Genomic DNA, 20,615 nt, shown 5'->3' with positions numbered 1-20,615 from the left:
GTTGGAAAGGGTTCACCCGGTCGCTAAGCGGCCTTCTTTATTTAAGGGAAAGAGATGGGACAACAAACAAATCAGGTTGGTTGCCCTAGCAAGCTGAATGATGAGCTAATCGCTAAGGCAAGGGATTATCTGTACGGCGGTTATGAATCAGTTGGTGATGTCGTTCCTAGTGTAGCCGGATTAGCTTGTTACTTGGCTATTGCACGTTCAACAGCATATGAATATGGGAAGCAGTCCAGCGAGTTTTCGGACATCTTAGAAGGCATAGGGGCCATGCAGGAAAACAAGCTTATAAACAAGGGGCTGACTGGAGATTTTAATTCTACGATTGCCAAGATGATGTTAACAAAACACGGCTATTCAGATAAACAAGAAATCGATCACCGGTCCCCTGATGGTTCTATGTCTCCAAAACCAACTATTATCAGGCTCGTTGGAGTCGAGCCAGGGCAATGACGGTAGCAGTTGACCTGCCGATTCCCGCAAAACTCGTACCTGTATTTACAAAAGAAAATGTTCGTTACCGAGGTGCACACGGAGGCAGGGGCAGCGCTAAAACTCGGACATTTGCAATGATGAGTGCGGTTAGGGCTTATCAAGCTGCTGAATCTGGTACAAGTGGGGTTATTTTATGCGCTCGCGAGTTTATGAACTCTCTCGAAGAATCATCAATGGAGGAAGTGAAGCAGGCGATCCGTTCCATTCCTTGGCTTGATGACTATTTCGAAATTGGCGAAAAATATATCCGCACAAAGAATAGGCTAGTCAACTATGTGTTCTGTGGCTTAAGACATAACTTAGACAGCATCAAATCAAAAGCGCGTATTCTTCTGGCGTGGATTGATGAAGCTGAATCTGTATCAGAGACAGCTTGGAAAAAGTTACGACCGACAGTACGTGAGTCTGGTTCTGAAATATGGGTGACATGGAACCCGGAAAAGGACGGAAGCGCAACGGATAAGCGACTTAGAAAGAAACCACCGAAAAGCTCAATCATTGTTGAGATGAACTACAGTGATAATCCGTGGTTCCCTGATGTGCTGGAGGAGGAACGGCAGGAAGACTTGGAAAGTCTCGATCACTCAGATTATGCGTGGATTTGGGAGGGCGCTTATCTTGAGAACTCAGAGAAGCAAGTATTAGCGAACAAATACAAGATTGAATCGTTCCCTGATGATCTGTGGATGCAAGCCGACCGTCTATTGTTCGGCGCTGACTTCGGTTTCGCCCGAGACCCCAGCACGCTACTTCGCATGTTCATTTTAGATAACTGCCTGTATATCGACCGTGAGGCTTACAGTGTTGGGGTGGAACTCGATCACATGCCCGCGTTTTATGACCAAGTGCCCGAGTCTCGTAAGTGGCCCATCAAAGCCGATTCTGCCAGACCGGAAACCATCAGTTATCTTAAGCGTCAAGGCTTCAATATATCAGCTGCAAAGAAATGGCAAGGCAGTGTAGAAGACGGGATCACTTTCTTACGTGGTTTCAAGAAAATTATCATTCATCCACGCTGTAAAGAGACCGCAAAAGAAGCCCGGCTCTACTCATACAAAGTGGATCGTATCACCGGCGAGGTGCTTCCCATTATTGAGGACGCACATAACCATTGCTGGGATGCGGCCAGGTATGGGTTAGATGGATACATAAAAGGCAGAACAACTGTTTGGGACATCATGTAATGACGAAAAAAACGATGATTGGCCGTCTTACTGATGGCCTTCACAGTATGCTGACATCTCTCGGTGAGCGGGTGTCGGCAATAAAATATGCGAGCAATAATAAGGCAGATGTGCCTGATAAAGAGTTGCTCGCAATGTATAAAAGATCATGGGTGGTCAAGAAATACATAGATAAGACGGCTGATGATATGTTGAAGCTACCCCGCGAATTATCCGGTGATATTGATAGCTCTCTGGTTCAGCGCATCAAAGACACAGAAACAGCACTAGCCGTCTATAAGATATTTCATGACGCGCTAACTTGGGCTTCATTGTTGGGAGATTCATTGATTGTTGCAATAACTGATTGCGCTGATGAGATGATTAGTGAACCGCTAAATCTACAGTCAGAAGACATCATTAAGTTTTTGGTACTAAGAAAAGAGGAATACACGCCCTCTGATAATGTTATCTCGGATATCGCATCACCACATTTTGGACATCCGCAGACTTACCAGATCAGCATTGGCAACCAACAACTCAAGTTTCATTATTCGCGTTGCCATCGTACAAAGCTGGGTAAGCACAGCATTAAAGATATAACGAAGTACGGAACATCTGACATTCAAGCGCCATATGACGCTATCAAAATATTCGATGCGGCAATTGTCAGTACTGGGGACACGATCCAGGAGGCAAATGTTGATGTCATATTTTTGCCGGGTTTAAATAATCAAATTGATGCGGGACAAGAGACGCAAGTTGTCGAATATGCTCGTGTGATGAAGCAAACAAAATCGTCAACGGGCTTAATGCTAATGGACGCCGGTGATAGCACGATGCAGAGCCGCTATGAGCAAAAAACAGCTCAATTCTCAGGACTGTCTGACGTTATTACAAAGATGGCTAATGTCTTAGCTGGCGCACTTGACCGGCCAATAAATATTTTGTTCGGCCAGTCAGCCAGCGGCTTTAACTCTGGTGAAGAAGATAACAAGTCGTATTACGAAACAATCAACGGGTTACAAGAAACTCGGTTGCGGCCCATGCAAGACTTTGTTGATCAATTCATTCTCGACAAACTAGCCGCGAGCATCGACACAATCAGCTATGAATATCCGTCAATAGACAGCATTAACGAAGCTGACGAAGCAACACGGTTTACTCAGTATGCAACGGGGTTCACTTCTTTAGTCCAATCTGGCGTTGTTACGGAAGATATTGCACTGCGCGAAATGCAAGCACGGGGCGTGCTGACGACTGTGACTAATGAGGAAATCGAAGCTATGGCGGGGGCAAATAATGGACAGTGGTATCAGCCTGAAACAGATGCTGGAACGCAAGCAGGGACGTTTGAAGGCTCGCAACCGGCTAATGCGTCCGCCAACGCCTAGCAAACGAACCGAAGTTTGGTATCGCGACAGGCTCATTGAGTTTATCAGGATGATGCAAGATGTTGTGATAGATGACTTGCAAAAACCAATATTAAACGACGCACCCAACACCCCGCCACTTTCAATCACTTCAAGACTTTCACGAGCAATACAAAAACTGGCGAATATGTCTATTGCTGATATGGCAAAGCGTTTGTCATTCGGCATGGTCAAGCGTGCAAATGATCAAAACAAAGATCAAACACAGAAAACCTATAAATCAGCGTTCGGTATTGATTTGACGGGGATGCTCGGTGATGAGGTTGTGAAAAAACAGATTGATGATGCTGTGAAAGAGAATATCGATTTAATCAAGTCAATACAGACTGATTTTATCAATGATATCGGCTCTAAAGTGTTCACGAATCTGTTTGATGGCGGGCGTCATGAAAACCTTGTTTCTCTCATTCGTGAGCGCGGCCAGGTGACGGAAAGCCGAGCGAAGCTTATTGCTCGTGACCAGACGGCAAAACTGAATTCGGCACTGACAGAAACCCGCCAGAAAGCGCTCGGCATTGATTTATACGATTGGGGTGGTGCGGGTGATGAGCGAGAGCGTGACAGTCATTTCGTATTGAACAATATGACATGCAAATACTCAGACCCTACCGTTTATTCAGACGATGGAGGGAAGACCTGGAAGAAACGCAAAAGCATTGGGGCATTTGAGGGGAAGCCCGGTGACGATTATCAATGCCGGTGCGTCGCTCTTCCGAAAATATCTTGGGATTAATTCATGGCATGGAAAAAAACACCGCAGGGGTATGTTGTCACATCTGCAACGATTACCCGCGCCGGTCCCGTCGAATATTACGGGCATGAAGTTAAGTTAACTGGCGCTGATGCAAACAGAAAAATCACTATTCACCGAACCATCGAAGAACTTTCAAAACCCGAAACTCTTAAATCATTTGAAGGATTACCCGTCACGCTAACGCATCCGCTCAGCGGTGAGGTCAATGCTGACGAGTGGAAAGATAAAGCAATTGGACACATACAGAACGTACGCATAGAAGGCGATTACGTTGTTTGTGATGTGTATCTGAAAGATGCCAAGGCGATTCAATTACTTGAAGAAAAAGGCATTAGAGAGCTTTCAGTCGGTTATGAACCCACTGAGATAGTCGAGAAAAACGGTGAATTACATCAAATCAATATCCTCGGCAATCACGTTGCCGTTGTAGCGGAAGGGCGCGTCGGCGCTGATTGTAGACTAAACGATAAAAAAGGTAGACCAATGAAGAAACTCTCATTGAAAGATGTCATTGCGTTGCTTAAGGGTAAGCGCGCTAACGATGCCGAGGGGCAACCACTGACCGAGGAAGAGCTGATCGGCATGATTGCCGCATTAGAGAAAACCTTGCAAGAACTGGAAGGTAATGCAACACCAGAGGCCACTGCAAAAGCCCAAGAAGTTGTGGCGCAACTGGAAGAGCTTAAAGCTCAGCTTGAGCAGTCAAAAGGGGCTGGAACACCGCCACCCAATGATGCTGATCCTGATCCGGCTGGTGGCAGTGATGACAAAGACGCCCGTATCGCTGCATTGGAAGCTGAAAACGAACAACTCAAAGCAGAGAACCAGGCACTTAAGGAAGAACTGGAAAAATTGAAAGGCGAAAGCGACACAAGCACAACATTGAATGACGCCAAAGCACGTTTCCCTAAGGTTCAATTTAACGATGCGAAATGTGCGCGTGATGTGCGCATGCTCGCACTGTTAAGTACTGGGGCATTCAATGATTCACAAGTGAAAGCCATGTCGGATGATGAAATTCGGGCAGCTTATGCTGCGGCTAGTGCGCTAAATAAACCACGTAGCAACATCGGGGCGGCATTGCTGAACGATTCAGCGAAAGCGAAGAAAACAGCTTCTCAGCGTTTAGGGGGTAAATAATTATGGCCTTTGGATTTACAGATTGGGACGCCGAAACCGGCACGATCAAACCCGGCTCTATCAAACGGGCTTCAAGCTCAAACGATAAAGTGTGGGGGGAAGAAAACCGCACTGAAATAGCGCTGCCCTACGGTACTTTCGTCGCGGTAAACCCAGAGGGTGGGGTGAAACCTATCACTTCTGCAAGCGACGTTATCCACGGCATTGTCGTTCGTGACATTTACGGTGACGCAGCTCCGCATAATAAACAAGTCAATGTAGGACATTTCTCTCATGGTGACTGTGTAGGAGCGCTGGCGGTTGAAAAAGATACATTCACTCGTGGGGATAAAGTTTATATCGTTGCAACGGGTAAGGATGTGGGAAAAGTGACTAGCACAGCAAAAGGCAATATTGATCTAGGCTATTGGGCTGAAGAAGTTAGCGCGGGTAATCACTGTGTAGCTATCACTCTTGGTTATATCCACACCCAAAAAGTAGGAGAGTAATAAAATGGCTATGGAACCCGCATACTTCGAAGAAGTATTACAGGAAGCGCTGACAGAGCGTGACCAGCAGTTGCAGGAAAAGGAACTGCCCGAAATTAATATCGGTGAAGCGTTGCCGGTAACAGAGGGGTTAGATTTTTCCCTTGAGTACGTCGATTTCGGTGTAACTGATGTGCTTGGCTCTCTGAAAGACGGCATTATTGGCAACAAAACGAACTCACTGAAAACCATTGATAGTGATATTGAATGGCACAAAGCGCCGGTCGGGCAGTGGGGCAAATCAGCAACTTGGACACAGCAGGAGCTGGAGAAAATTGCGCGCTTGAATATTAACTTACAAACAAAAAAGCAAGATGATTTGTATGCAAACGCAACGGCAACAATTCAGTACGCTGGTTATGTTGGTCACGAGGGCGTAAAAGGGCAAGAAGGGCTGCTAACTGGATCTAAAGTTCAGTTAATTGCAGAAGTAACCGGCAAATCAATCAAAGACATGTCAGCAGAAGAATTCATTAACATGGTTCTTAATGCTTATAACGTCGCTTGGGCCAAATCGGGTTATCGCATTCAGCCAACCCACGTTGCAATCGATGCATCTGATTTTATGTTGGCAATGCAGAAGTTCGACACTAACAGCGTGATTGTGGGTGTCGATTTGCTGCCTGTTTCTGCAATGGATCGTATTATGGCGGCACTGCGTAAAGCATCGAACAATGATTCATTCAGCATTACTTTTGTGAAAGTCCCCTCTAACTTTGCTAAAAACATTGTTAAAGGGAAAACTCGTCTGGCTATTTATACTTACAGTGAGGATTACATCGAAATGAAGGTGCACATGCCCGAGTTGCTGGCAGTGCGTCAGCGCGACTTGCTCACTTTTGAGTGTGGCTATCGTTCCGCATTCGGTGGTGCAATGTGGAAACAGCCAAAATCTGCTGTATATGTAGATTATAAAAGCTCATAACCACAGGGGGTAGCATGGATTTTCTCATCCGTTACCCTGAATTTGCCAAAATTGACGAAAATCGCATAGAGATAGCCTTGCAAGATGCTGCAAATCAGATGAGCAGCAAAGTGTGGGGTAAACTCTACGAGCAGGGGCGACAGGCTCTTGCTGCTCACCTCCTCTATGTCTCTGGCGCATTAACCCGCAGCGGTAACAGCAACGGGAAACCTGTTCAGACGGCGACAAGCAAGTCGGCTGGTGGATTATCCATTGGCTACTCTGCGCCTGATGCGGGTTTCGGGGCTAACCATGATGGTTATGCGGCCAGCAGTTACGGGCAGGAGTATTTGCGCCTGCGTAAACTTGTCTCTCGACATATGCTGGTGGTGCGATGATTAAGAATTCTGGCAATTTTAAGGGGGCAGGGCTTAAGGCGCTTGAGGCCCGTATAAGGGCTTTAAGTAAAAAGAAAGTGGTTGTCGGTGTGCCTGCGTCGAAAAATTCAGATCAGGACGGTACAAGCATTGTGACGATTGCCGTCGCTCATGAGTTTGGTGCAGAAATAAAGGTTCCGGCGAGGGCGGTAACAGTTTATCGCAAGATGAATAAAGATGGTTCCTTTGCTGGAAAAGGTAAGTTTGTTAAAGCAACGAAGTCTAACTTTGCCAGTACCCATACTGTACCTGCTCACACCATCAATATTCCAGAACGCTCATTTCTGCGTTCTACGTTTAATGAAAACAAAGACAAGTATGCCAATAAATTAGTGAAAGGTATCAAGTCTGAGTTGAAAAATGACGGTGACCCGCAGCAAGCGCTAGAAAAACTGGGGGAGATGGTCGCCAGAGATGTCAAAAGGAAAATTCAGGCAGGCATTGATCCCCCATTAAGCCAGGCAACTATCAAGAGGAAGAAATCAAGTAAGCCGCTCATTGATACCGGGCAGCTTGTCCAATCCATTACTTATGAGGTTCGCGATGATTGATGATTTTGTTAATGAAATCTTTGACGATGATTTCTTTCGGCAAGAGCTGGAGTTCAAAACATCGGACGGTCAAAGCCGGGTGCTTGTTTGTATCGTTCAGCCAGCCGGAGCGGAAGATCTGCAAATTCTGCCAGAAGGGGATCGTTATAACCCGACTGTCAGAGTGATGACGCAAGAGTCGGTAGAGAATAAAGAGCTTTTCGTCTGGAATGGCTATCGCTGGCGCATCATCAGCAACGCAAGATGGAATGACTATGGATACTACGACTCTCTCGCAACTCGATACGAAGGCAGTCAGACGGACGATAGCGGCGGTTTTGAAATTACCTGAATCTCAGGTGCTTGATGCTGACGGTGAGACTGATGTGTCTGATATGCAGTCGTTTATCACGGTCAATCGGGTTACATCGGAATTAATGGGTGAAGAATATAAATTCAATGCTAAGAAAGAAATTGAAATTATCACTGTCACCCGCGAAACCATCGTTTCTATTAATGCCTTCGGCAAAAATGCTTATCTTATTATCGAAAAACTCGCCAGTGTTCTAAGCACAAGTTACGCGCAAACTCTTTTTAAGCGTCTTGGTGCTGGCATAGTCCGAAAATCCCAGGTCCGTAATCTTCCCACTGCTATTGCTGGTGGCAAAGAGCAGCGGGCACAAATTGATTTAACTCTCTCTCATATCCACCGAATTGAAACGTCAGTAAACCAGGCGAAGACGGTCGATATTACTGTTTATGAGGATTAGCAATGAGCTTATCTATTAAAGAGGTGGTCAATGCTCAGATCATGCCGCAGGCTATGGCGGCACAACGCCGTGATTTGAGTATGATAGCTATTTTTACGCCAGAGATTGGCACGTCGTTCGCTGATGCGGATACGCGCTATATTATTGTGTCAAGCGCACAAGACGTGGCAAATCTATTCGGTACCAAATCGGAAGCCTACAAAACAGCACAAGCGCTTTTCTCTGTGCGTCCAACGCCTAAACGCGCTCTTATCGCTCGGTGGGCGAAAGAGAAACAAGAAATTCCGGCCACGGCCAATGCTCTGAAAGGGTCTACGATCTCAGCAGGCATTAACGCATTCAAAGCCATTACTGATGGCTCAATGATGCTGAATGTCGGTGGTAAAAACGTTTTGCTGTCTGGCCTGAATTTCAGTAAAGCAATTGATTTTTCTGATGTGGCGAGTGTTCTGCAAGCGGCATTACCCAAAGACAGCAATCTTCAAGCTATTTGGGATACTGTCGGCCACCGGGTAATTGTCCAGGCGCAAACTGCCGGTGCTTATCCTGCTACAAAATTAGGTTATGTCACGGAACCGGGCGCAGGTACTTACGTTGGCAAAATGCTGAAACTGGAAGACGGGCAAGCAACGATTGTTGTCGGCAAAGCCGCTATCACAGTCGAAAAAGAATTGCCCTCTGAAGCTCTGCATAAATTGCAGAACGTTTATCAAAACTGGTACGGCGTCTATTTCGCTGATGCTATTGCTGATGAACAGTTAGATGATATTCACACCTGGGTTGCATCCGCTGACATGAAAGTCTCTGCTTACACCGCTCTGCGTGATGAACAAATCGAGTGGAACAACGACAATATCATCAAAAAGCTGTATGACAAAAACAGTGGCCGCTTAATGTCTCAGTACAACAAGACTGGCGATGATCATGCCGCAGTAGCGTTACTGGCTATTGCATTGTCTACAAACTGGAACGCGCAAAATTCAGCTAAGACCGTCAAGTTTAAGCAGCAAACAACCGTTCGTTCTGATAACCGGATTACGCAATCAGAGGCAGAAAAATGCAAGCGGCTGGGTATCAACTTCTATACCGACTATGACGGTGTATCGATGCTGGCAGAGGGCACGATGATCGGCGGCCAATTCATTGATGAGATTGTTGGCCTGGATGCATTCATTGATGCGTGTCAGAAACAGGCATTCACCACATTACAAGCCAATCCAACAAAAATCCCCCAAACAGACAAAGGTCAGTCAATGCTGATCGGTGCCTTGACTGTTATTGGTAATGAGTTTGTGAGGAATGGTTTCCTGGCTGGTGGTGTCTGGTGGGGTAATGATGTGGGTGAATTGACATATGGCAATCGCTTAGATGCGGGTTTTTATTTCTACTCTGACAGCTACGATTTGCAATCCATTGCTGACAGAGAAGCGCGTAAAGCCATGCCGATTATGTGCGCAATCAAATTGGCGGGTGCTATTCATTCCGTTGATATATCAATCCAATTCAATCGTTAAGGTATAAGTATGTACAATCATGCAAACTCGATTCTGACGATATCAGGCTATGAGATATCGGGATACGAAAATGCGGCCGATGCGCTTAATTTTGCCCCTGTTGGTGATGACGGGGATATGACTTACGGAGTGGATGGGGATGGTGTTTATGTGGCTTCGTGTAATAAAGGGTTAATTATTACAATAAAGCTTTTGCAACATTGCGAATCTAATGAGTATTTGAATGACTTACGCAATACTCAGATCAATATCCCGAAAGCGTATACCCCGGCCTATATTTATTATAAAGACGTCATTAACGGTGATGAAATTATTGCCGATCGTTGTTTCTTCACCACGCCCCCCACGGTTACCCGCGGTACCGCCCATAACACAATGACGTGGACACTGAAATCAACCCGGTCAACAATGAAACTCAAAAAGGGAGTTTATAACTGATGATTATTGACAATATAAATTACGAACACCGTTTATCTAATTTCATCGAAGCCAAAAATCACGCCTTAAAACTGGTTGGCCTGTTAAAGGGTTGCATTAAATTGGCGGGTGATAAGGTTGATATCGATGTCGGCGCCATCGTTTCAAATGTTGGTTCACAGGAAATGCAGGGCATTGAACAATTTATTTTGAAATATGTCACGGTGATTGGTGCGGACGGCAATACTGTTTTACTACAGAAGCCAGACACGTTTAATCAGCATTTCAATACTTACCGATCTCATTATTTCCAACTAATCATTGACGGATTGAAATTTCACTTTGCGGATTTTTTGCCCGGTGGGGTCGCCTCTGCGGTAAATATGCCGAACTTGGCGGCTCTGAATCTACAGTAAGTAGTGATGTTGACTGGATGGTGTGGACGCCGATCATGAGAAACATGTGTACTTTGCATGAACTCCGCACCATTTATTCACTCTCTGATGTCATGGATATGCATGAAGCCATAGCCGAAACGCTATTGTCTGAGAAGAGGGCAAACGATGGAAATCGACGAACTACTCGTTAGCGTCGGCGTAGACACGTCACAAGCGGCGAAAATCAAAGATGTCATTGTCGCTCTCGGTGCTGCGGCAGTGCAGATCGCGAATGAGGCCAATGGGGTTAATAAAATCCTGGGGGGTGTTGGCGAAGAGTCAGTTAAAAGCACTGAGCAGGCCGCTCAAAAAGCCGAAGAGGCCGGGGCGTCAATCAGTAAATTAAAATTGCTGGCTGTCGGGGTTGTCGCGGCTGTCAGTGTTGCGACCACAAAAGTGCTTGGCTTTATTAATAGTTCTATCTCCGGTGCCAAGGATTTAGCGAAAGAAAAAGGGCTGCTTTATAAGATATCCGACAGAGAGCTAAAGCAGGCTGATGAGTACGAAGCGTCAATGAAAAAGATGGGGCTCTCTATCGACTCGGTTAAGACAAAGATAGCGCTCAATCTCGTTCCATCTATGACCAAGGCCGTTAATGGTTTCAATGCCTGGATCGCTTCAAACAAAGAGCTCATCACTGACGGGCTGACAAAGATTATCAAAGTGGGTGGCAAAGTTGTTCAGGTTATTGTCAACTCAGTCCGTGCGATAAACAAAATTGTCACATCGACTATTGGCTGGAAAGCCGCGATTATGCTTATCGTTGGTGCTCTGGCAATTCTTAAGCGTTCCATGCTAATGGCGTTCATTGCCAATCCGGTGACTTGGGTGATTGCTGCGATAGCTGGCCTGCTTCTCTTGCTTGATGATCTGATGGTCTATTTAGATGGCGGCGAGTCATTATTTGGCGCGTTCTGGGGACCTGCTGTTAAATGGGTTAAAGATGTCATCAAGTGGGGGAAAGACTTTTACGCTAAGTACAAGGATATCATTGATAATTTAGTCTCAATCTGGAGCAAGTCATTTAAAGCAATTTTGTCTATCTTCAGCGGAGTTTTCCAATATATCTGGAACGTCCTCAAACTATTTGTAGGTCTATTTACCGGCGATATGGATCTTGTTAGTGAGGCATGGGCCGGGATGACCGCCGCACTGATGAAAATATGGAATGGGCTGATTGCCTATCTCAAAGCCTTTTTTGCTTTCTTCGGTGTGATGTGGGGGATTGCGGGAAAACTGGCCGCCAACGCATGGGATTTGATGAAGAAACTGGCAGGCAAAGCTTTTGATTGGATAAAAGGCAAGGCTAAAGGTTTTGTAAGTAGTCTAGGTTCTATATTCAGGAAAGTCTGGGGCTACATCACCGCGCCGTTTAAGAGGGCATTTAAATGGGTGCAGGGACTGTTTGGCGTGAGTGAAAAAGATGCTGATAGATATATCGATAATATCGGTAAAGCGTTTGATGCTGTGTTTGCTTTCATCAAAAGTCCATTTGAGAACGCGTTTAAGCTTGTCAAGTCACTGATCGATATCGCCACTAATGACAACCTGACTTTTACCGAAAAAATCGAAGAAATTTTCTCTGCTGTCTGGGGCTACATTACAGAACCATTTAAGACGGCATTTAAGTTCGTGCTCGGCTTATTCGGGGTGAATGAAAGTGAGGCCGATAAGTATGTATCAAATATCGGTAAAACTTTTGATGGAGTTATAGAGGCCATCAAAGCCCCGTTTAAAAAGGCTTTTGACTGGGTTGTGGAATATTACGATAAGACCGTTGGGAAGGTTATAGGGGCTATAAAAGATTTCTTCACTGGAAACACAAAAGCAGAAGAGGCGACATTTGGTTTTAGTGATGATGACCTTAAGAATATTCAATCTTCTGTTATAGCTGGTTCAGGTGATTTTATTGGTGGAGCTATCGCTAATACTACCAATACCACCAACAGTTCATCACAAACAACGACAAATCATGGTGATGTAAATATGAATGTATCTATAACATCTCCGTCACCTGAAAAGGCTGCTCAATATTCTGTAAATGAGCTTAATAAAGCATTGAAAATTGCTGGTTACAATACAAAAGGACAGTTTTATAACGGCGCTGGTGGTTAGTTTGCTTTCTCTTGCAGCTCTTAAGTGATTTAATTAGCAACGATCTTAACTGTTGTAAGAGAAGGTTTATGAAAAGTTTAATGTTACCGGTTGTGTTGGCTATCTTTTTAGTTGGATGTGGAGAAAAAGATCTGACAATTGATGCTTCAAGCTCTAAGGCTTTAAAGTCTTCTACGCAAGAAATTTATCGCTCTCTCGATAAGGATGATGCAGCAAAATTCAAACAGGCTGTCCTCAATGTCGGTTTGGCTGCTAGCATAGTAACAAATAACGAGGAAGATAAGATAAAGGCAATCAACAAGATGATAGGCGGCAAGACTGCCAAGCAGATCATCGAAATGGACGAGAAGAAGTAAACAGCCCCGCGAGGGGCTTATTTTTTATTATCTAACTGATTTTTCTTATCTTTCATCTCTTCGATAGATTCAGCCAGGGCAATGATTTTATCCATCAATTCATGACTGAGGGAAACCGTTGGTTGAGTCTCTGGAGCCTTTCTATCTAAACAGTCCTGTATCATTTGGACTATCTCAGAATTCATTGAACGACCATTTTCTTTGGCTCTTTCGGCAACGGCATCCCGCATGCCATCAGGTAGTCGAAGCATGAATTTATCTTGCGCTGATACGGGTTTATTAGTCATCTGCATTAATCGTTTAGTTGAAACAGAAAAAGGATACTAGCATATTGACATCATGTAAATGCGTGTCATAATGCTATCATGTCATTGTGACATTATTAATAAGGGGACAAGATAATATGATAAGCCTAGATAACAGAAAAAAGAGCGCACAAATGCAACTGAGAACAACGGAGTTCATGAAGGAGCAAATTTGCAAATTGGCAGATAAAGAGGGAATTTCTAAGAATGCAGTTCTGAATCAGGCTTTGGCTTGGTATATGGATGAAAGGGCAAAAAATGCAGCACAATAAAAGCGAAGCCCCAGTTGCGCGAACAACTAGGGCCTCTGAGTGTCATTTACCTAGCGTAATAAACGACTCAGCCATTGTAACGAATGGCGAATCAATTTTCCAGAGTACTAAAACGGAAAACCAGCAGTTTGCCGCTGCTGGTATCCAAGTTGATATACCACCGGAGAGATATATGAAGTCAATTATCAAACATTTTGAGTTTAAGTCAAGCAATGACCAATTAGTAACCGTTTCAGGGTTGAAATATAAGGGTAAGCCTGTGTTTTTCGCTGTGGAGTTAGCCGAGGGCTTGGGATACACGAACCCATCTAAGGCACTGAAAGACCACTGTAAGTCTTTGATTAAACTTAATTATAACGATTCGTTAGAATTGGGTTTAGGTGACAACCCCCGTGGTGTCATTCTTGCTGGGCAGTCAGACATGTTCAGATTGGTAATGCGTAGTAATTTACCTTCTGCTGAGCGTTTTCAGGATTGGGTGTGTGAAGCCGTTCTTCCATCTATCATGGAGACAGGCAGTTACTCAATCAAGCAAAGCCAGTCTGGTTTGCCTGAGTATAGAAAAGCCAGAACGTTGAAGATGTCGGTTGATGCGATCACTAACCTGTTTGAGCTTATGCCCAATTTGAGTAATGAGGCAAAACAGTGTGCAGCAGCTAACATTGTTAACCCGATAGTTGGTTTTGAAGCTGTTCCCCTTCCCGCGCTGGAAGAGAAATATTACACAGCCGGTGAGGTAGGGAAGATGCTGGATTTGTCAGCTAACAAAATCGGGCGGATTGCTAATGATCACAATCTGAAAACTGAGCAGCATGGGAAGTTCTTCCTTGATAAGTCCGCTTACTCTGATAAGCAGGTTGAAGCCTTCCGCTACAATGAGAACGGCATAAAAGCTCTTCGGCATTTGATCCACGGTGTTGAAGTAGCTTAAGGATTTAAGGCCACGGACGGCTCACTGTAAATAAATTCAGTAGCGTGATGTAATATTATGGATATATATATTTTGCTTTGGTATATTTTTGGCGGGCGCTTGAGACTATCTGTCTCTGGCGTGCTGGAGCGGATAGAAGAAAGCCCCACACGACTATAAATCGAAGTGAGGCCAGTTCTTATGCTTTGCAACATAAGATTAGCCTCTTACACGCCGAAAGGCAAGGAGACGCTAACCATGAAACAGCAAAAAGCGATATTTATCGCCATCGTTATTTGTATTGCCGCTTTAGCGGCTGTGCTGGTCACGAGGAAAGACCTCTGTGAGGTTCGCATCCGAAGCGGCCAAACGGAGGTTGCTGTTTTCATGGATTACGAACCCAGGTAAGAGCAACGGCGGGGAGCAATCCCCGCCATCTCTTGTTGTTGAGCATGGCTCTCAAGCGCCCTATCACCAACTCTTAATTGCTATCTCATCATTTTATTCATTTTTAAGCCGCTTAATTGCGGTTTTTTTTCGTTGTAGAGAAAAGTATGGACATAATCAGCGACTTCTTAACAACTCAAAGCGCTTCTATTGTCACTCGTTCAATTGGCGAGTTTCAGTTAGATGCTGTTACTGTTGAAAGCCACTCATCTACACTCAGATTGACGGAAAACCCTATCGAGTCCGGGGCGTCCATAGCAGATCACGCGGTTCTTGAACCGAAAGAGATTACAGTAACGGGCGTCATGGTTGGCTATGAACCGCCGCGGCTAGTCAGTGACCTCATGGGCTTTGACTCATCAGCAATAGATAGCTTTCCATTGCCGATGGAAATTAGAGCTATGACAAAACAGAGTGAAGCCCTGGTAAGTCGCTATATCTCTACTGTAGATGCTGTTGTTGAATCAACAAGCCGCTCTATGGCTCCGTTCCTACCAGATTATCAGGGATTAGCTGATGATTCATCACAGACGCTTGATCGTGTTGGTAAAGCATATAACGACTTGCTCAACTTACAGAAAAAAGGTGAAACAATCACAGTTCAGACGGGTATCAAGCTCTATGAGAACATGATGATTGTCAGCATTGGGGTTACACAAACGAGTGATGGTTCAGCAGAATTTTCTCTTACGTTGCGTGAGATATTCATTGTTGAAACTCAGAAAGCAAAAGGGCTGAATGTGAAAAAGTCGCCTAAAAAAAAGCAGATGGGCAAGACTCAGCCGAAAGAAACATCAAAATCTGCTCTTAAGGGGATATTTTCATGATGTACGAAATCCCAGTATCAACCGAAGAAATACAAGAGCAATCATTCAGTCTATTTAATATGAATCTTAGATTTACTTTGCATTTCAATCGTATATCTAACGACTGGCAGTTTGATTTGCTCAATACAAACACAGATCAGTACATTGCTCAGATGTATGGACTTACAGTCAATAGCCCGGCATTGATAACGAAGAACTTACCGTTTGTGATCGTGATGAGTGATAGTTCCGGTTTTGGCCTGAATTCTATTAGACGTTCTGAGTTGGGTAACAGACTGAAAATTTATTTTGTCGATAAAGAGGTATGGCATGAGGCAATTCGGACGACAAATTAAATTAACTATCGGCAACACAAAAGAATCAATAGAAATCACTAATCTCAGAGTTACTTTCGAAGTATCCAAGACAATCACAAGCGAACCCAACCCGGCCACAATTCGGGTCTATAACCTCAATCAATCACATCGAAATCTGATTACCAGTAAAACCTATAATAAGGCATCACTAGCTGTTGGTTATGATGAGCTTAGAGTGATTTATACCGGTGATATTATCGAAGCAATTACGGTTCATGATGATCTGGATTTCATTATTGAGCTGACATGCGGGGATGGCTACGAGGCTTACACAGGCGCACTTGTGAACAAAACGCTAAAAGCTGGGGCAACTGATGCTGATATTCTGTCAGTTGCCACAAAGTCAATGAAAGTTGATAAAGGTGTGGTTGATTTACCAAAAGATCGGCAGTTACCGCGCGGCAAGGTACTAACTGGCAATGCACGCGACATCATGCACAAGATAGCCCGTAACAACGGTGCCAATTGGTCCGTGCAAGACGGCAACATGATTGTGTTACCAAAGAACAAAGTATTGACTGACAACGAGGGCTTCGTTTTATCTCAGGAAACTGGGATGATCGGCAGTCCTGAGAAAACGGATGATGGCCTACAAATCACTTGCCTTTGCAATCCTGCATTGCGTATCGGCAGCCTGGTTCGGATTAAGTCAATTATTCCTGAGTATAACGGTGACTATAAAATCACTGAATTAGAGCATACGGGCGATTTTATGTCTGACGATTGGCATACGCTGATAACGTGCACCGGTGGAAAATATCAGAAGGTGAATAATGAACAAAAATCCAACTCTACTTGATGTACTCGATAAAAAAGCAGAAAACGAGCGTTTGGATATTCACACAGCATTACCCGCCCGCGTTGTTTCATTCAACGGCCACACAGCAACAATCGAACTCATGATCACTCAGACACTAAGTAACGGTGAAGTTATTGAACTACCGCCTTTAGCAGATGTTCCCGTTCAATTTATGCGCGCTGGTGGATTTTGTTTTACAGTTCCGGTGAAAGCGGGTGATGAAGGGCTAGCTATCTTCTCAGAGCGGTGTATTGATGGCTGGTATGCAACGGGCAATAAATCCGCTCCCCTTGATGCACGGCTTCATGACTATTCCGATGCATTTTTTATCCCCGGAGTTTGCAGCCAGCCGAAGAAAATACCTGATTTCTTTCCTGGTGGCGCGTCTATGCAGACTGACGACGGTTCAACATTTATTCGCATGACTAATGGAAAGATCACTATCAAGGGAGATATTGAACACCTGGGTAATAGCAAACAAACAGGAAATCACGAGCAGTCCGGCAATTGGAACCAGATCAGTGGTAACAGCGAATCTAATGGGACTGTCAGCGCTGCAAAAGTTGTCGGCGGGGGCATTGACCTGCAAACCCACGTACACGGCGGTGTGCAATCAGGTGGAAGCAATACGGGGAAACCACAATGAGGGTGAGACGCTTAGACAATAATCATGACTGGACGTTCGGAGATAACCGCAGTGATTACGCTACAAAATCAGATGCCATTGCTCAGTGTGTGCAAACCCGGCTCATGTCTCTTCGTAACGACTGGTTTCTTAATCCCGATCATGGAGTGAGATGGTTTGACTATTTGCGGAAAAATCCAAATTTGATGCAAATGGAATCAGAATTGAAAACTACAGTTCTGAAGACCGATGGGGTGATAGAAATTACCGATTTTGACATTCAAATTGATAGAGATAGCCGAAAATCACTGGTAACTGTCACTTATATTGATATTTACGGCAATAGAAATGAGGTCAATGCAGATGCTCAAAATTACTAAGACAGGAATAGTTATTGACCAACTTGCAGATATTCACCAGCGCCTTGCAGATGGATTTAAGCGTATCTACGGCGAAGATATTAACTTAGAGGCTGATACACCGGACGGTCAGATGATAGGGTTGTTTTCGCAAGAACTAGCCAACATTAACCAAGTGATTGCTTTTGTCGGGCAGATGCTAGATCCCTATCAATCCACTGGCGCGTGGTTAGAACAACGGGCAATGTATGCGGGAATAATACGCCGTGGTGCAGAATACAGCTATCTTGATGATGTAGTGATAACTGGTAATGCTGGGGTAAACGTACCGAAAGACACAGTTTTGACTGATGATAACCGTGTTAAGTGGGTAATGCTTGACGATGTCACACTTAACGAGCAGGGTTCTGTAAGAGTGAATCTACGTAGTAAAGAACTTGGATCCTTTACACTTCAACCCGACAAACAATTGCAAATGGAAACTGTCATAGTCGGTATAGAAAAAGTTGTTACGACAAAACCAGCAAAGCAGGGCACTAATGAAGAAACGGACGGTAATTTGTTACTTCGTTTTATGCAATCACATTCAGTAAATAACTATGATGATAGAGCAGGTATTAAAGCGGCCTTATTATCTTTACCTGATGTTCGACAAGCAGAAGTTTACGAAAACTACACAGGACAAACAGATCCTGTTACTGGCGTTCCTGCGCACTCAATGAATGCTGTTATTATCGGCGGCAATAATAAAGATATTGCGCTGATGTTAATTAAGAAAAAAATTGGCGGGTGTGCATTCTTTGGTAAACAAACATGTGAAATTAACTTCGCTGGAGCGAACAGAAAAATTAATTTTGATAGAGCTGAAATGATTGATATCAATATTGATGTTGCGTTAGTCAGAACTAGCGAATTTCATGATATTGATATAGATGGCATTAAGTCAGCATTGGCAGCCACTAAATTTAACATCGGCGAATCAGTTTATGCCATGCGTCTGACATGCCAAGTTAATTCAATAGCGGGTTTCTATATCAAATCAATTACAGTCAATGGCTCTGACAAAGCAAATATTGGCCCTCGGCAATGCGCAGTCATAAAACACGAAAATGTGAATGTGGAGGTGTTGATTGAATAAAAAACCAGAGGATTTTTTGATATGGCAGTACAGAGGAAAACCCAAGGCCCGGCAAACAGTCGGGCTTTTGCTTTCTGAGAGCGCGATAGTTTTCAAATCAGCAGTTAAGCTGACTGAAATACTCGATATTAATAAATCAGAAAACTATGGATTAGATTTGATAGGGCGACACGTTGGCATTAGTCGAACAATGAAATCATTTGTCCCAAAAGATTACTTCGGCTTTCTGGGAATAGATAGCGCACTTGGTTTTAATACCGGTGTTTTCTATAGATACGGGGACTCTCTGAATGATTCAACAAATCTTGATGACAAAGATTATCAATTTTTTATTAAAGCCAAAGTTATCAAAAACTACCAACGCCCGACAATTGGAAATATAACATTATCGATTTCTTACTTGTTGGGAGATCAAGCGTTCATTATCGATAATTACGATATGACAATGAATATTGTTATTCCTTCAAGTTATTTAACCCCTTTCAGGCTGCATGCGATAAAAAAATTGGACATATTATCTCGTCCAATTGGCGTGCAATATAAATACATAGTAATCACTGATAGCCACCCGTTTGGATGGGCTAATGATCCCCACGCGTCCGGTTTCGGTGATGGAAAATTCACGAGGATTGTAGATGTCAATAGTTAACAAACCAGACTATAAAGTCTTTGCTCAAGATGCCAAATCCGGCGAGATTGAAACGTTCCCCGATGTGCTTCGCGGCTGGGGTGTAACACTAGATAGAACTGCGGGCAAGCCACCTCTTGAGTGGTTTAATGCAATCGGTAAGCGCGTTGATGAGTGGTTAATGTACTTATCACAACGCGGGTTAGCAGAGTGGGATTCAACTGTAGACTATCCGCAATATGCCGCAGTCCAGCATTCAGGGAAGTTTTATGTAGCACTCAAACAAAACATAAGCCAACAACCTGACAGATCACAAAATAATTGGCAGTCAATGGCTGATTTTCTAGGCGCTCCAAAATTGGTCCTAGATGCTTTAAACACAAAGCAAGACAAAGGTGACTACGCTACAAACGCTCAGTTGAATACCGTGTCTTCAGAACTGAATAAATCAATCAATGCAGCCAACACTAGCGCCACAAATGCCAACAACAACGCCAACACTCGCCTGTCAAAATCCCAAAACGGGGCCGACATCCCTAATAAAAGTGAGTTTATAAAAAACCTCGGTTTAACGGAAACGGTGAGTAAGGCGAATAGTGCGGTACCGAGTAGTCGGAAAGTGAACGGGAAAGCGCTGACCGGGGATATCAGTCTGAGTGCCGGGGATGTGGGGGCATTTAAACTGGGATTAACAGGAACATATTCTGTTGATAATCAAGTCCCTTGGAACGCAGATACGGGGTTATATGATTTGCAGCGTCCAGGGGACAGCCAGCTTGTTGCTCACTTCTATAATGGTAGCGGGAGTTGCCCAGCTTTTCAGTTAAGAGTGGTTTACAGAAACGGAGGAATTGCTTATCGCTCTGCCCGTGATAGTTACGGATTTGAGGAAGATTGGACTAATATCTATACAACAAAAAATAAGCCTTCTGCTGAGGATGTGGGGGCTTTTCC

General features: G+C 44.2%; 28 protein-coding genes. 27 read left to right on the top strand and 1 reads right to left on the bottom strand.

What is annotated here, in order from left to right; all coding sequences use genetic code 11:
- Nucleotides 1–54: 54 nt before the first annotated feature.
- The 16 genes from LGZ99_RS21810 (at nucleotide 55) to LGZ99_RS21735 (ending at nucleotide 12,995) form a co-directional block, all read left to right on the top strand.
- Nucleotides 55–456, top strand: a complete 402-nt coding sequence (locus LGZ99_RS21810; protein WP_011147122.1) for a DNA-packaging protein — start codon at nucleotides 55–57, stop codon at nucleotides 454–456.
- The gene (locus LGZ99_RS21805; RefSeq protein ID WP_011147121.1) at nucleotides 453–1,682 is read left to right on the top strand and encodes a PBSX family phage terminase large subunit; all 1,230 of its coding nucleotides are present in this window, start codon (nucleotides 453–455) and stop codon (nucleotides 1,680–1,682) included. Before LGZ99_RS21810 ends, LGZ99_RS21805 begins: the two co-directional genes overlap by 4 nt.
- Nucleotides 1,682–3,055, top strand: coding sequence for a phage portal protein (locus tag LGZ99_RS21800; protein ID WP_041380127.1), 1,374 nt, complete (start codon nucleotides 1,682–1,684; stop codon nucleotides 3,053–3,055). Before LGZ99_RS21805 ends, LGZ99_RS21800 begins: the two co-directional genes overlap by 1 nt.
- Nucleotides 2,964–3,827 carry a phage head morphogenesis protein gene (locus LGZ99_RS21795; RefSeq protein ID WP_082303127.1) on the top strand — a complete coding sequence of 288 codons (864 nt, stop codon included), beginning with the start codon at nucleotides 2,964–2,966 and terminating at the stop codon, nucleotides 3,825–3,827. The genes LGZ99_RS21800 and LGZ99_RS21795 overlap by 92 nt, the downstream gene beginning before the upstream one ends.
- 3 nt (nucleotides 3,828–3,830) lie before the next feature.
- Nucleotides 3,831–4,988, top strand: coding sequence for a DUF2213 domain-containing protein (locus LGZ99_RS21790; RefSeq protein WP_011147118.1), 1,158 nt, complete (start codon nucleotides 3,831–3,833; stop codon nucleotides 4,986–4,988).
- Between the two features lie 2 nt (nucleotides 4,989–4,990).
- Complete coding sequence (locus tag LGZ99_RS21785) at nucleotides 4,991–5,476, top strand: structural cement protein Gp24 (RefSeq protein WP_011147117.1); 486 nt, start codon at nucleotides 4,991–4,993, stop codon at nucleotides 5,474–5,476.
- Nucleotides 5,477–5,480: 4 nt separating this feature from the next.
- Nucleotides 5,481–6,440 (top strand): DUF2184 domain-containing protein, encoded by a 960-nt coding sequence (locus LGZ99_RS21780; protein ID WP_011147116.1) that lies wholly within the window; start codon nucleotides 5,481–5,483, stop codon nucleotides 6,438–6,440.
- A 14-nt stretch (nucleotides 6,441–6,454) separates the two neighbouring features.
- Complete coding sequence (locus LGZ99_RS21775) at nucleotides 6,455–6,817, top strand: DUF4054 domain-containing protein (protein WP_011147115.1); 363 nt, start codon at nucleotides 6,455–6,457, stop codon at nucleotides 6,815–6,817.
- Nucleotides 6,814–7,407: a phage virion morphogenesis protein gene (locus LGZ99_RS21770; protein ID WP_011147114.1), complete on the top strand. Its 594-nt coding sequence runs from the start codon at nucleotides 6,814–6,816 to the stop codon at nucleotides 7,405–7,407. Before LGZ99_RS21775 ends, LGZ99_RS21770 begins: the two co-directional genes overlap by 4 nt.
- Nucleotides 7,388–7,738: a hypothetical protein gene (locus LGZ99_RS21765; RefSeq protein ID WP_011147113.1), complete on the top strand. Its 351-nt coding sequence runs from the start codon at nucleotides 7,388–7,390 to the stop codon at nucleotides 7,736–7,738. The genes LGZ99_RS21770 and LGZ99_RS21765 overlap by 20 nt, the downstream gene beginning before the upstream one ends.
- Entirely contained in the window at nucleotides 7,662–8,156 is a 495-nt protein-coding gene (locus LGZ99_RS21760) for a phage neck terminator protein (RefSeq protein WP_041380125.1), read from the top strand. The genes LGZ99_RS21765 and LGZ99_RS21760 overlap by 77 nt, the downstream gene beginning before the upstream one ends.
- 2 nt (nucleotides 8,157–8,158) lie before the next feature.
- Nucleotides 8,159–9,670 carry a DUF3383 domain-containing protein gene (locus LGZ99_RS21755; RefSeq protein ID WP_011147111.1) on the top strand — a complete coding sequence of 504 codons (1,512 nt, stop codon included), beginning with the start codon at nucleotides 8,159–8,161 and terminating at the stop codon, nucleotides 9,668–9,670.
- 9 nt (nucleotides 9,671–9,679) lie between these two features.
- Entirely contained in the window at nucleotides 9,680–10,108 is a 429-nt protein-coding gene (locus tag LGZ99_RS21750) for a tail tube family protein (protein ID WP_011147110.1), read from the top strand.
- Nucleotides 10,108–10,503, top strand: coding sequence for a phage tail assembly chaperone (locus LGZ99_RS21745; RefSeq protein ID WP_011147109.1), 396 nt, complete (start codon nucleotides 10,108–10,110; stop codon nucleotides 10,501–10,503). The genes LGZ99_RS21750 and LGZ99_RS21745 overlap by 1 nt, the downstream gene beginning before the upstream one ends.
- A 147-nt stretch (nucleotides 10,504–10,650) precedes the next feature.
- Nucleotides 10,651–12,639 carry a phage tail tape measure protein gene (locus LGZ99_RS21740; RefSeq protein ID WP_011147107.1) on the top strand — a complete coding sequence of 663 codons (1,989 nt, stop codon included), beginning with the start codon at nucleotides 10,651–10,653 and terminating at the stop codon, nucleotides 12,637–12,639.
- Nucleotides 12,640–12,707: 68 nt separating this feature from the next.
- On the top strand, nucleotides 12,708–12,995 hold the full coding sequence (locus tag LGZ99_RS21735) for a DUF6694 family lipoprotein (RefSeq protein ID WP_011147106.1): 288 nt from the start codon (nucleotides 12,708–12,710) through the stop codon (nucleotides 12,993–12,995).
- 17 nt (nucleotides 12,996–13,012) lie between these two features.
- On the opposite strand, the gene LGZ99_RS21730 is transcribed toward LGZ99_RS21735, so the two are convergent.
- Nucleotides 13,013–13,282, bottom strand: a complete 270-nt coding sequence (locus LGZ99_RS21730; protein ID WP_041380931.1) for an Arc family DNA-binding protein — start codon at nucleotides 13,280–13,282, stop codon at nucleotides 13,013–13,015.
- A gap of 116 nt (nucleotides 13,283–13,398) precedes the next feature.
- On the opposite strand from LGZ99_RS21730, the gene LGZ99_RS21725 reads away from it, so the two are divergent.
- The 11 genes from LGZ99_RS21725 to LGZ99_RS21675 form a co-directional block, all read left to right on the top strand.
- The gene (locus tag LGZ99_RS21725) at nucleotides 13,399–13,572 is read left to right on the top strand and encodes a hypothetical protein (RefSeq protein ID WP_011147104.1); all 174 of its coding nucleotides are present in this window, start codon (nucleotides 13,399–13,401) and stop codon (nucleotides 13,570–13,572) included.
- A 172-nt stretch (nucleotides 13,573–13,744) separates the two neighbouring features.
- Nucleotides 13,745–14,503 carry a BRO-N domain-containing protein gene (locus LGZ99_RS21720; RefSeq protein ID WP_041380929.1) on the top strand — a complete coding sequence of 253 codons (759 nt, stop codon included), beginning with the start codon at nucleotides 13,745–13,747 and terminating at the stop codon, nucleotides 14,501–14,503.
- Nucleotides 14,504–14,740: 237 nt separating this feature from the next.
- Entirely contained in the window at nucleotides 14,741–14,890 is a 150-nt protein-coding gene (locus tag LGZ99_RS21715; RefSeq protein ID WP_021327110.1) for a type I toxin-antitoxin system Hok/Gef family toxin, read from the top strand.
- Between the two features lie 146 nt (nucleotides 14,891–15,036).
- Nucleotides 15,037–15,756 (top strand): phage baseplate protein, encoded by a 720-nt coding sequence (locus tag LGZ99_RS21710; protein WP_011147101.1) that lies wholly within the window; start codon nucleotides 15,037–15,039, stop codon nucleotides 15,754–15,756.
- Complete coding sequence (locus tag LGZ99_RS21705) at nucleotides 15,753–16,091, top strand: phage baseplate plug family protein (protein ID WP_011147100.1); 339 nt, start codon at nucleotides 15,753–15,755, stop codon at nucleotides 16,089–16,091. The genes LGZ99_RS21710 and LGZ99_RS21705 overlap by 4 nt, the downstream gene beginning before the upstream one ends.
- Nucleotides 16,066–16,911, top strand: coding sequence for a phage protein (locus LGZ99_RS21700; RefSeq protein ID WP_262979586.1), 846 nt, complete (start codon nucleotides 16,066–16,068; stop codon nucleotides 16,909–16,911). Before LGZ99_RS21705 ends, LGZ99_RS21700 begins: the two co-directional genes overlap by 26 nt.
- A complete protein-coding gene (locus tag LGZ99_RS21695; RefSeq protein WP_011147098.1) occupies nucleotides 16,886–17,557 on the top strand; it encodes a Gp138 family membrane-puncturing spike protein in 672 nt (223 codons plus the stop codon). The genes LGZ99_RS21700 and LGZ99_RS21695 overlap by 26 nt, the downstream gene beginning before the upstream one ends.
- Nucleotides 17,554–17,916: a contractile injection system sheath initiator gene (locus LGZ99_RS21690; RefSeq protein WP_011147097.1), complete on the top strand. Its 363-nt coding sequence runs from the start codon at nucleotides 17,554–17,556 to the stop codon at nucleotides 17,914–17,916. Before LGZ99_RS21695 ends, LGZ99_RS21690 begins: the two co-directional genes overlap by 4 nt.
- Nucleotides 17,900–19,033: a baseplate J/gp47 family protein gene (locus LGZ99_RS21685; protein WP_011147096.1), complete on the top strand. Its 1,134-nt coding sequence runs from the start codon at nucleotides 17,900–17,902 to the stop codon at nucleotides 19,031–19,033. The genes LGZ99_RS21690 and LGZ99_RS21685 overlap by 17 nt, the downstream gene beginning before the upstream one ends.
- Nucleotides 19,026–19,682: a DUF2612 domain-containing protein gene (locus tag LGZ99_RS21680; RefSeq protein WP_011147095.1), complete on the top strand. Its 657-nt coding sequence runs from the start codon at nucleotides 19,026–19,028 to the stop codon at nucleotides 19,680–19,682. The genes LGZ99_RS21685 and LGZ99_RS21680 overlap by 8 nt, the downstream gene beginning before the upstream one ends.
- On the top strand, nucleotides 19,669–20,615 hold a 947-nt coding region (locus LGZ99_RS21675), incomplete at its 3' end, for a tail fiber protein (RefSeq protein ID WP_390894048.1). The genes LGZ99_RS21680 and LGZ99_RS21675, both read left to right, overlap by 14 nt.

This window comes from Photorhabdus temperata (genome assembly GCF_025384845.1).
Taxonomy (GTDB): domain Bacteria; phylum Pseudomonadota; class Gammaproteobacteria; order Enterobacterales; family Enterobacteriaceae; genus Photorhabdus; species Photorhabdus temperata.
This window is presented reverse-complemented; position numbering and strand designations above follow the sequence as displayed.

What these genes read in the sequence shown, in the direction of transcription:
- LGZ99_RS21810 (WP_011147122.1), top strand. Translation starts at nt 55, where the DNA reads ATGGGACAACAAACAAATCAGGTTGGTTGCCCTAGCAAGCTGAATGAT.
- LGZ99_RS21805 (WP_011147121.1), top strand. Translation starts at nt 453, where the DNA reads ATGACGGTAGCAGTTGACCTGCCGATTCCCGCAAAACTCGTACCTGTA.
- LGZ99_RS21800 (WP_041380127.1), top strand. Translation starts at nt 1,682, where the DNA reads ATGACGAAAAAAACGATGATTGGCCGTCTTACTGATGGCCTTCACAGT.
- LGZ99_RS21795 (WP_082303127.1), top strand. Translation starts at nt 2,964, where the DNA reads ATGGACAGTGGTATCAGCCTGAAACAGATGCTGGAACGCAAGCAGGGA.
- LGZ99_RS21790 (WP_011147118.1), top strand. Translation starts at nt 3,831, where the DNA reads ATGGCATGGAAAAAAACACCGCAGGGGTATGTTGTCACATCTGCAACG.
- LGZ99_RS21785 (WP_011147117.1), top strand. Translation starts at nt 4,991, where the DNA reads ATGGCCTTTGGATTTACAGATTGGGACGCCGAAACCGGCACGATCAAA.
- LGZ99_RS21780 (WP_011147116.1), top strand. Translation starts at nt 5,481, where the DNA reads ATGGCTATGGAACCCGCATACTTCGAAGAAGTATTACAGGAAGCGCTG.
- LGZ99_RS21775 (WP_011147115.1), top strand. Translation starts at nt 6,455, where the DNA reads ATGGATTTTCTCATCCGTTACCCTGAATTTGCCAAAATTGACGAAAAT.
- LGZ99_RS21770 (WP_011147114.1), top strand. Translation starts at nt 6,814, where the DNA reads ATGATTAAGAATTCTGGCAATTTTAAGGGGGCAGGGCTTAAGGCGCTT.
- LGZ99_RS21765 (WP_011147113.1), top strand. Translation starts at nt 7,388, where the DNA reads ATGAGGTTCGCGATGATTGATGATTTTGTTAATGAAATCTTTGACGAT.
- LGZ99_RS21760 (WP_041380125.1), top strand. Translation starts at nt 7,662, where the DNA reads ATGGATACTACGACTCTCTCGCAACTCGATACGAAGGCAGTCAGACGG.
- LGZ99_RS21755 (WP_011147111.1), top strand. Translation starts at nt 8,159, where the DNA reads ATGAGCTTATCTATTAAAGAGGTGGTCAATGCTCAGATCATGCCGCAG.
- LGZ99_RS21750 (WP_011147110.1), top strand. Translation starts at nt 9,680, where the DNA reads ATGTACAATCATGCAAACTCGATTCTGACGATATCAGGCTATGAGATA.
- LGZ99_RS21745 (WP_011147109.1), top strand. Translation starts at nt 10,108, where the DNA reads ATGATTATTGACAATATAAATTACGAACACCGTTTATCTAATTTCATC.
- LGZ99_RS21740 (WP_011147107.1), top strand. Translation starts at nt 10,651, where the DNA reads ATGGAAATCGACGAACTACTCGTTAGCGTCGGCGTAGACACGTCACAA.
- LGZ99_RS21735 (WP_011147106.1), top strand. Translation starts at nt 12,708, where the DNA reads ATGAAAAGTTTAATGTTACCGGTTGTGTTGGCTATCTTTTTAGTTGGA.
- LGZ99_RS21730 (WP_041380931.1), bottom strand. Translation starts at nt 13,282, where the DNA reads ATGACTAATAAACCCGTATCAGCGCAAGATAAATTCATGCTTCGACTA.
- LGZ99_RS21725 (WP_011147104.1), top strand. Translation starts at nt 13,399, where the DNA reads ATGATAAGCCTAGATAACAGAAAAAAGAGCGCACAAATGCAACTGAGA.
- LGZ99_RS21720 (WP_041380929.1), top strand. Translation starts at nt 13,745, where the DNA reads ATGAAGTCAATTATCAAACATTTTGAGTTTAAGTCAAGCAATGACCAA.
- LGZ99_RS21715 (WP_021327110.1), top strand. Translation starts at nt 14,741, where the DNA reads ATGAAACAGCAAAAAGCGATATTTATCGCCATCGTTATTTGTATTGCC.
- LGZ99_RS21710 (WP_011147101.1), top strand. Translation starts at nt 15,037, where the DNA reads ATGGACATAATCAGCGACTTCTTAACAACTCAAAGCGCTTCTATTGTC.
- LGZ99_RS21705 (WP_011147100.1), top strand. Translation starts at nt 15,753, where the DNA reads ATGATGTACGAAATCCCAGTATCAACCGAAGAAATACAAGAGCAATCA.
- LGZ99_RS21700 (WP_262979586.1), top strand. Translation starts at nt 16,066, where the DNA reads ATGAGGCAATTCGGACGACAAATTAAATTAACTATCGGCAACACAAAA.
- LGZ99_RS21695 (WP_011147098.1), top strand. Translation starts at nt 16,886, where the DNA reads ATGAACAAAAATCCAACTCTACTTGATGTACTCGATAAAAAAGCAGAA.
- LGZ99_RS21690 (WP_011147097.1), top strand. Translation starts at nt 17,554, where the DNA reads ATGAGGGTGAGACGCTTAGACAATAATCATGACTGGACGTTCGGAGAT.
- LGZ99_RS21685 (WP_011147096.1), top strand. Translation starts at nt 17,900, where the DNA reads ATGCTCAAAATTACTAAGACAGGAATAGTTATTGACCAACTTGCAGAT.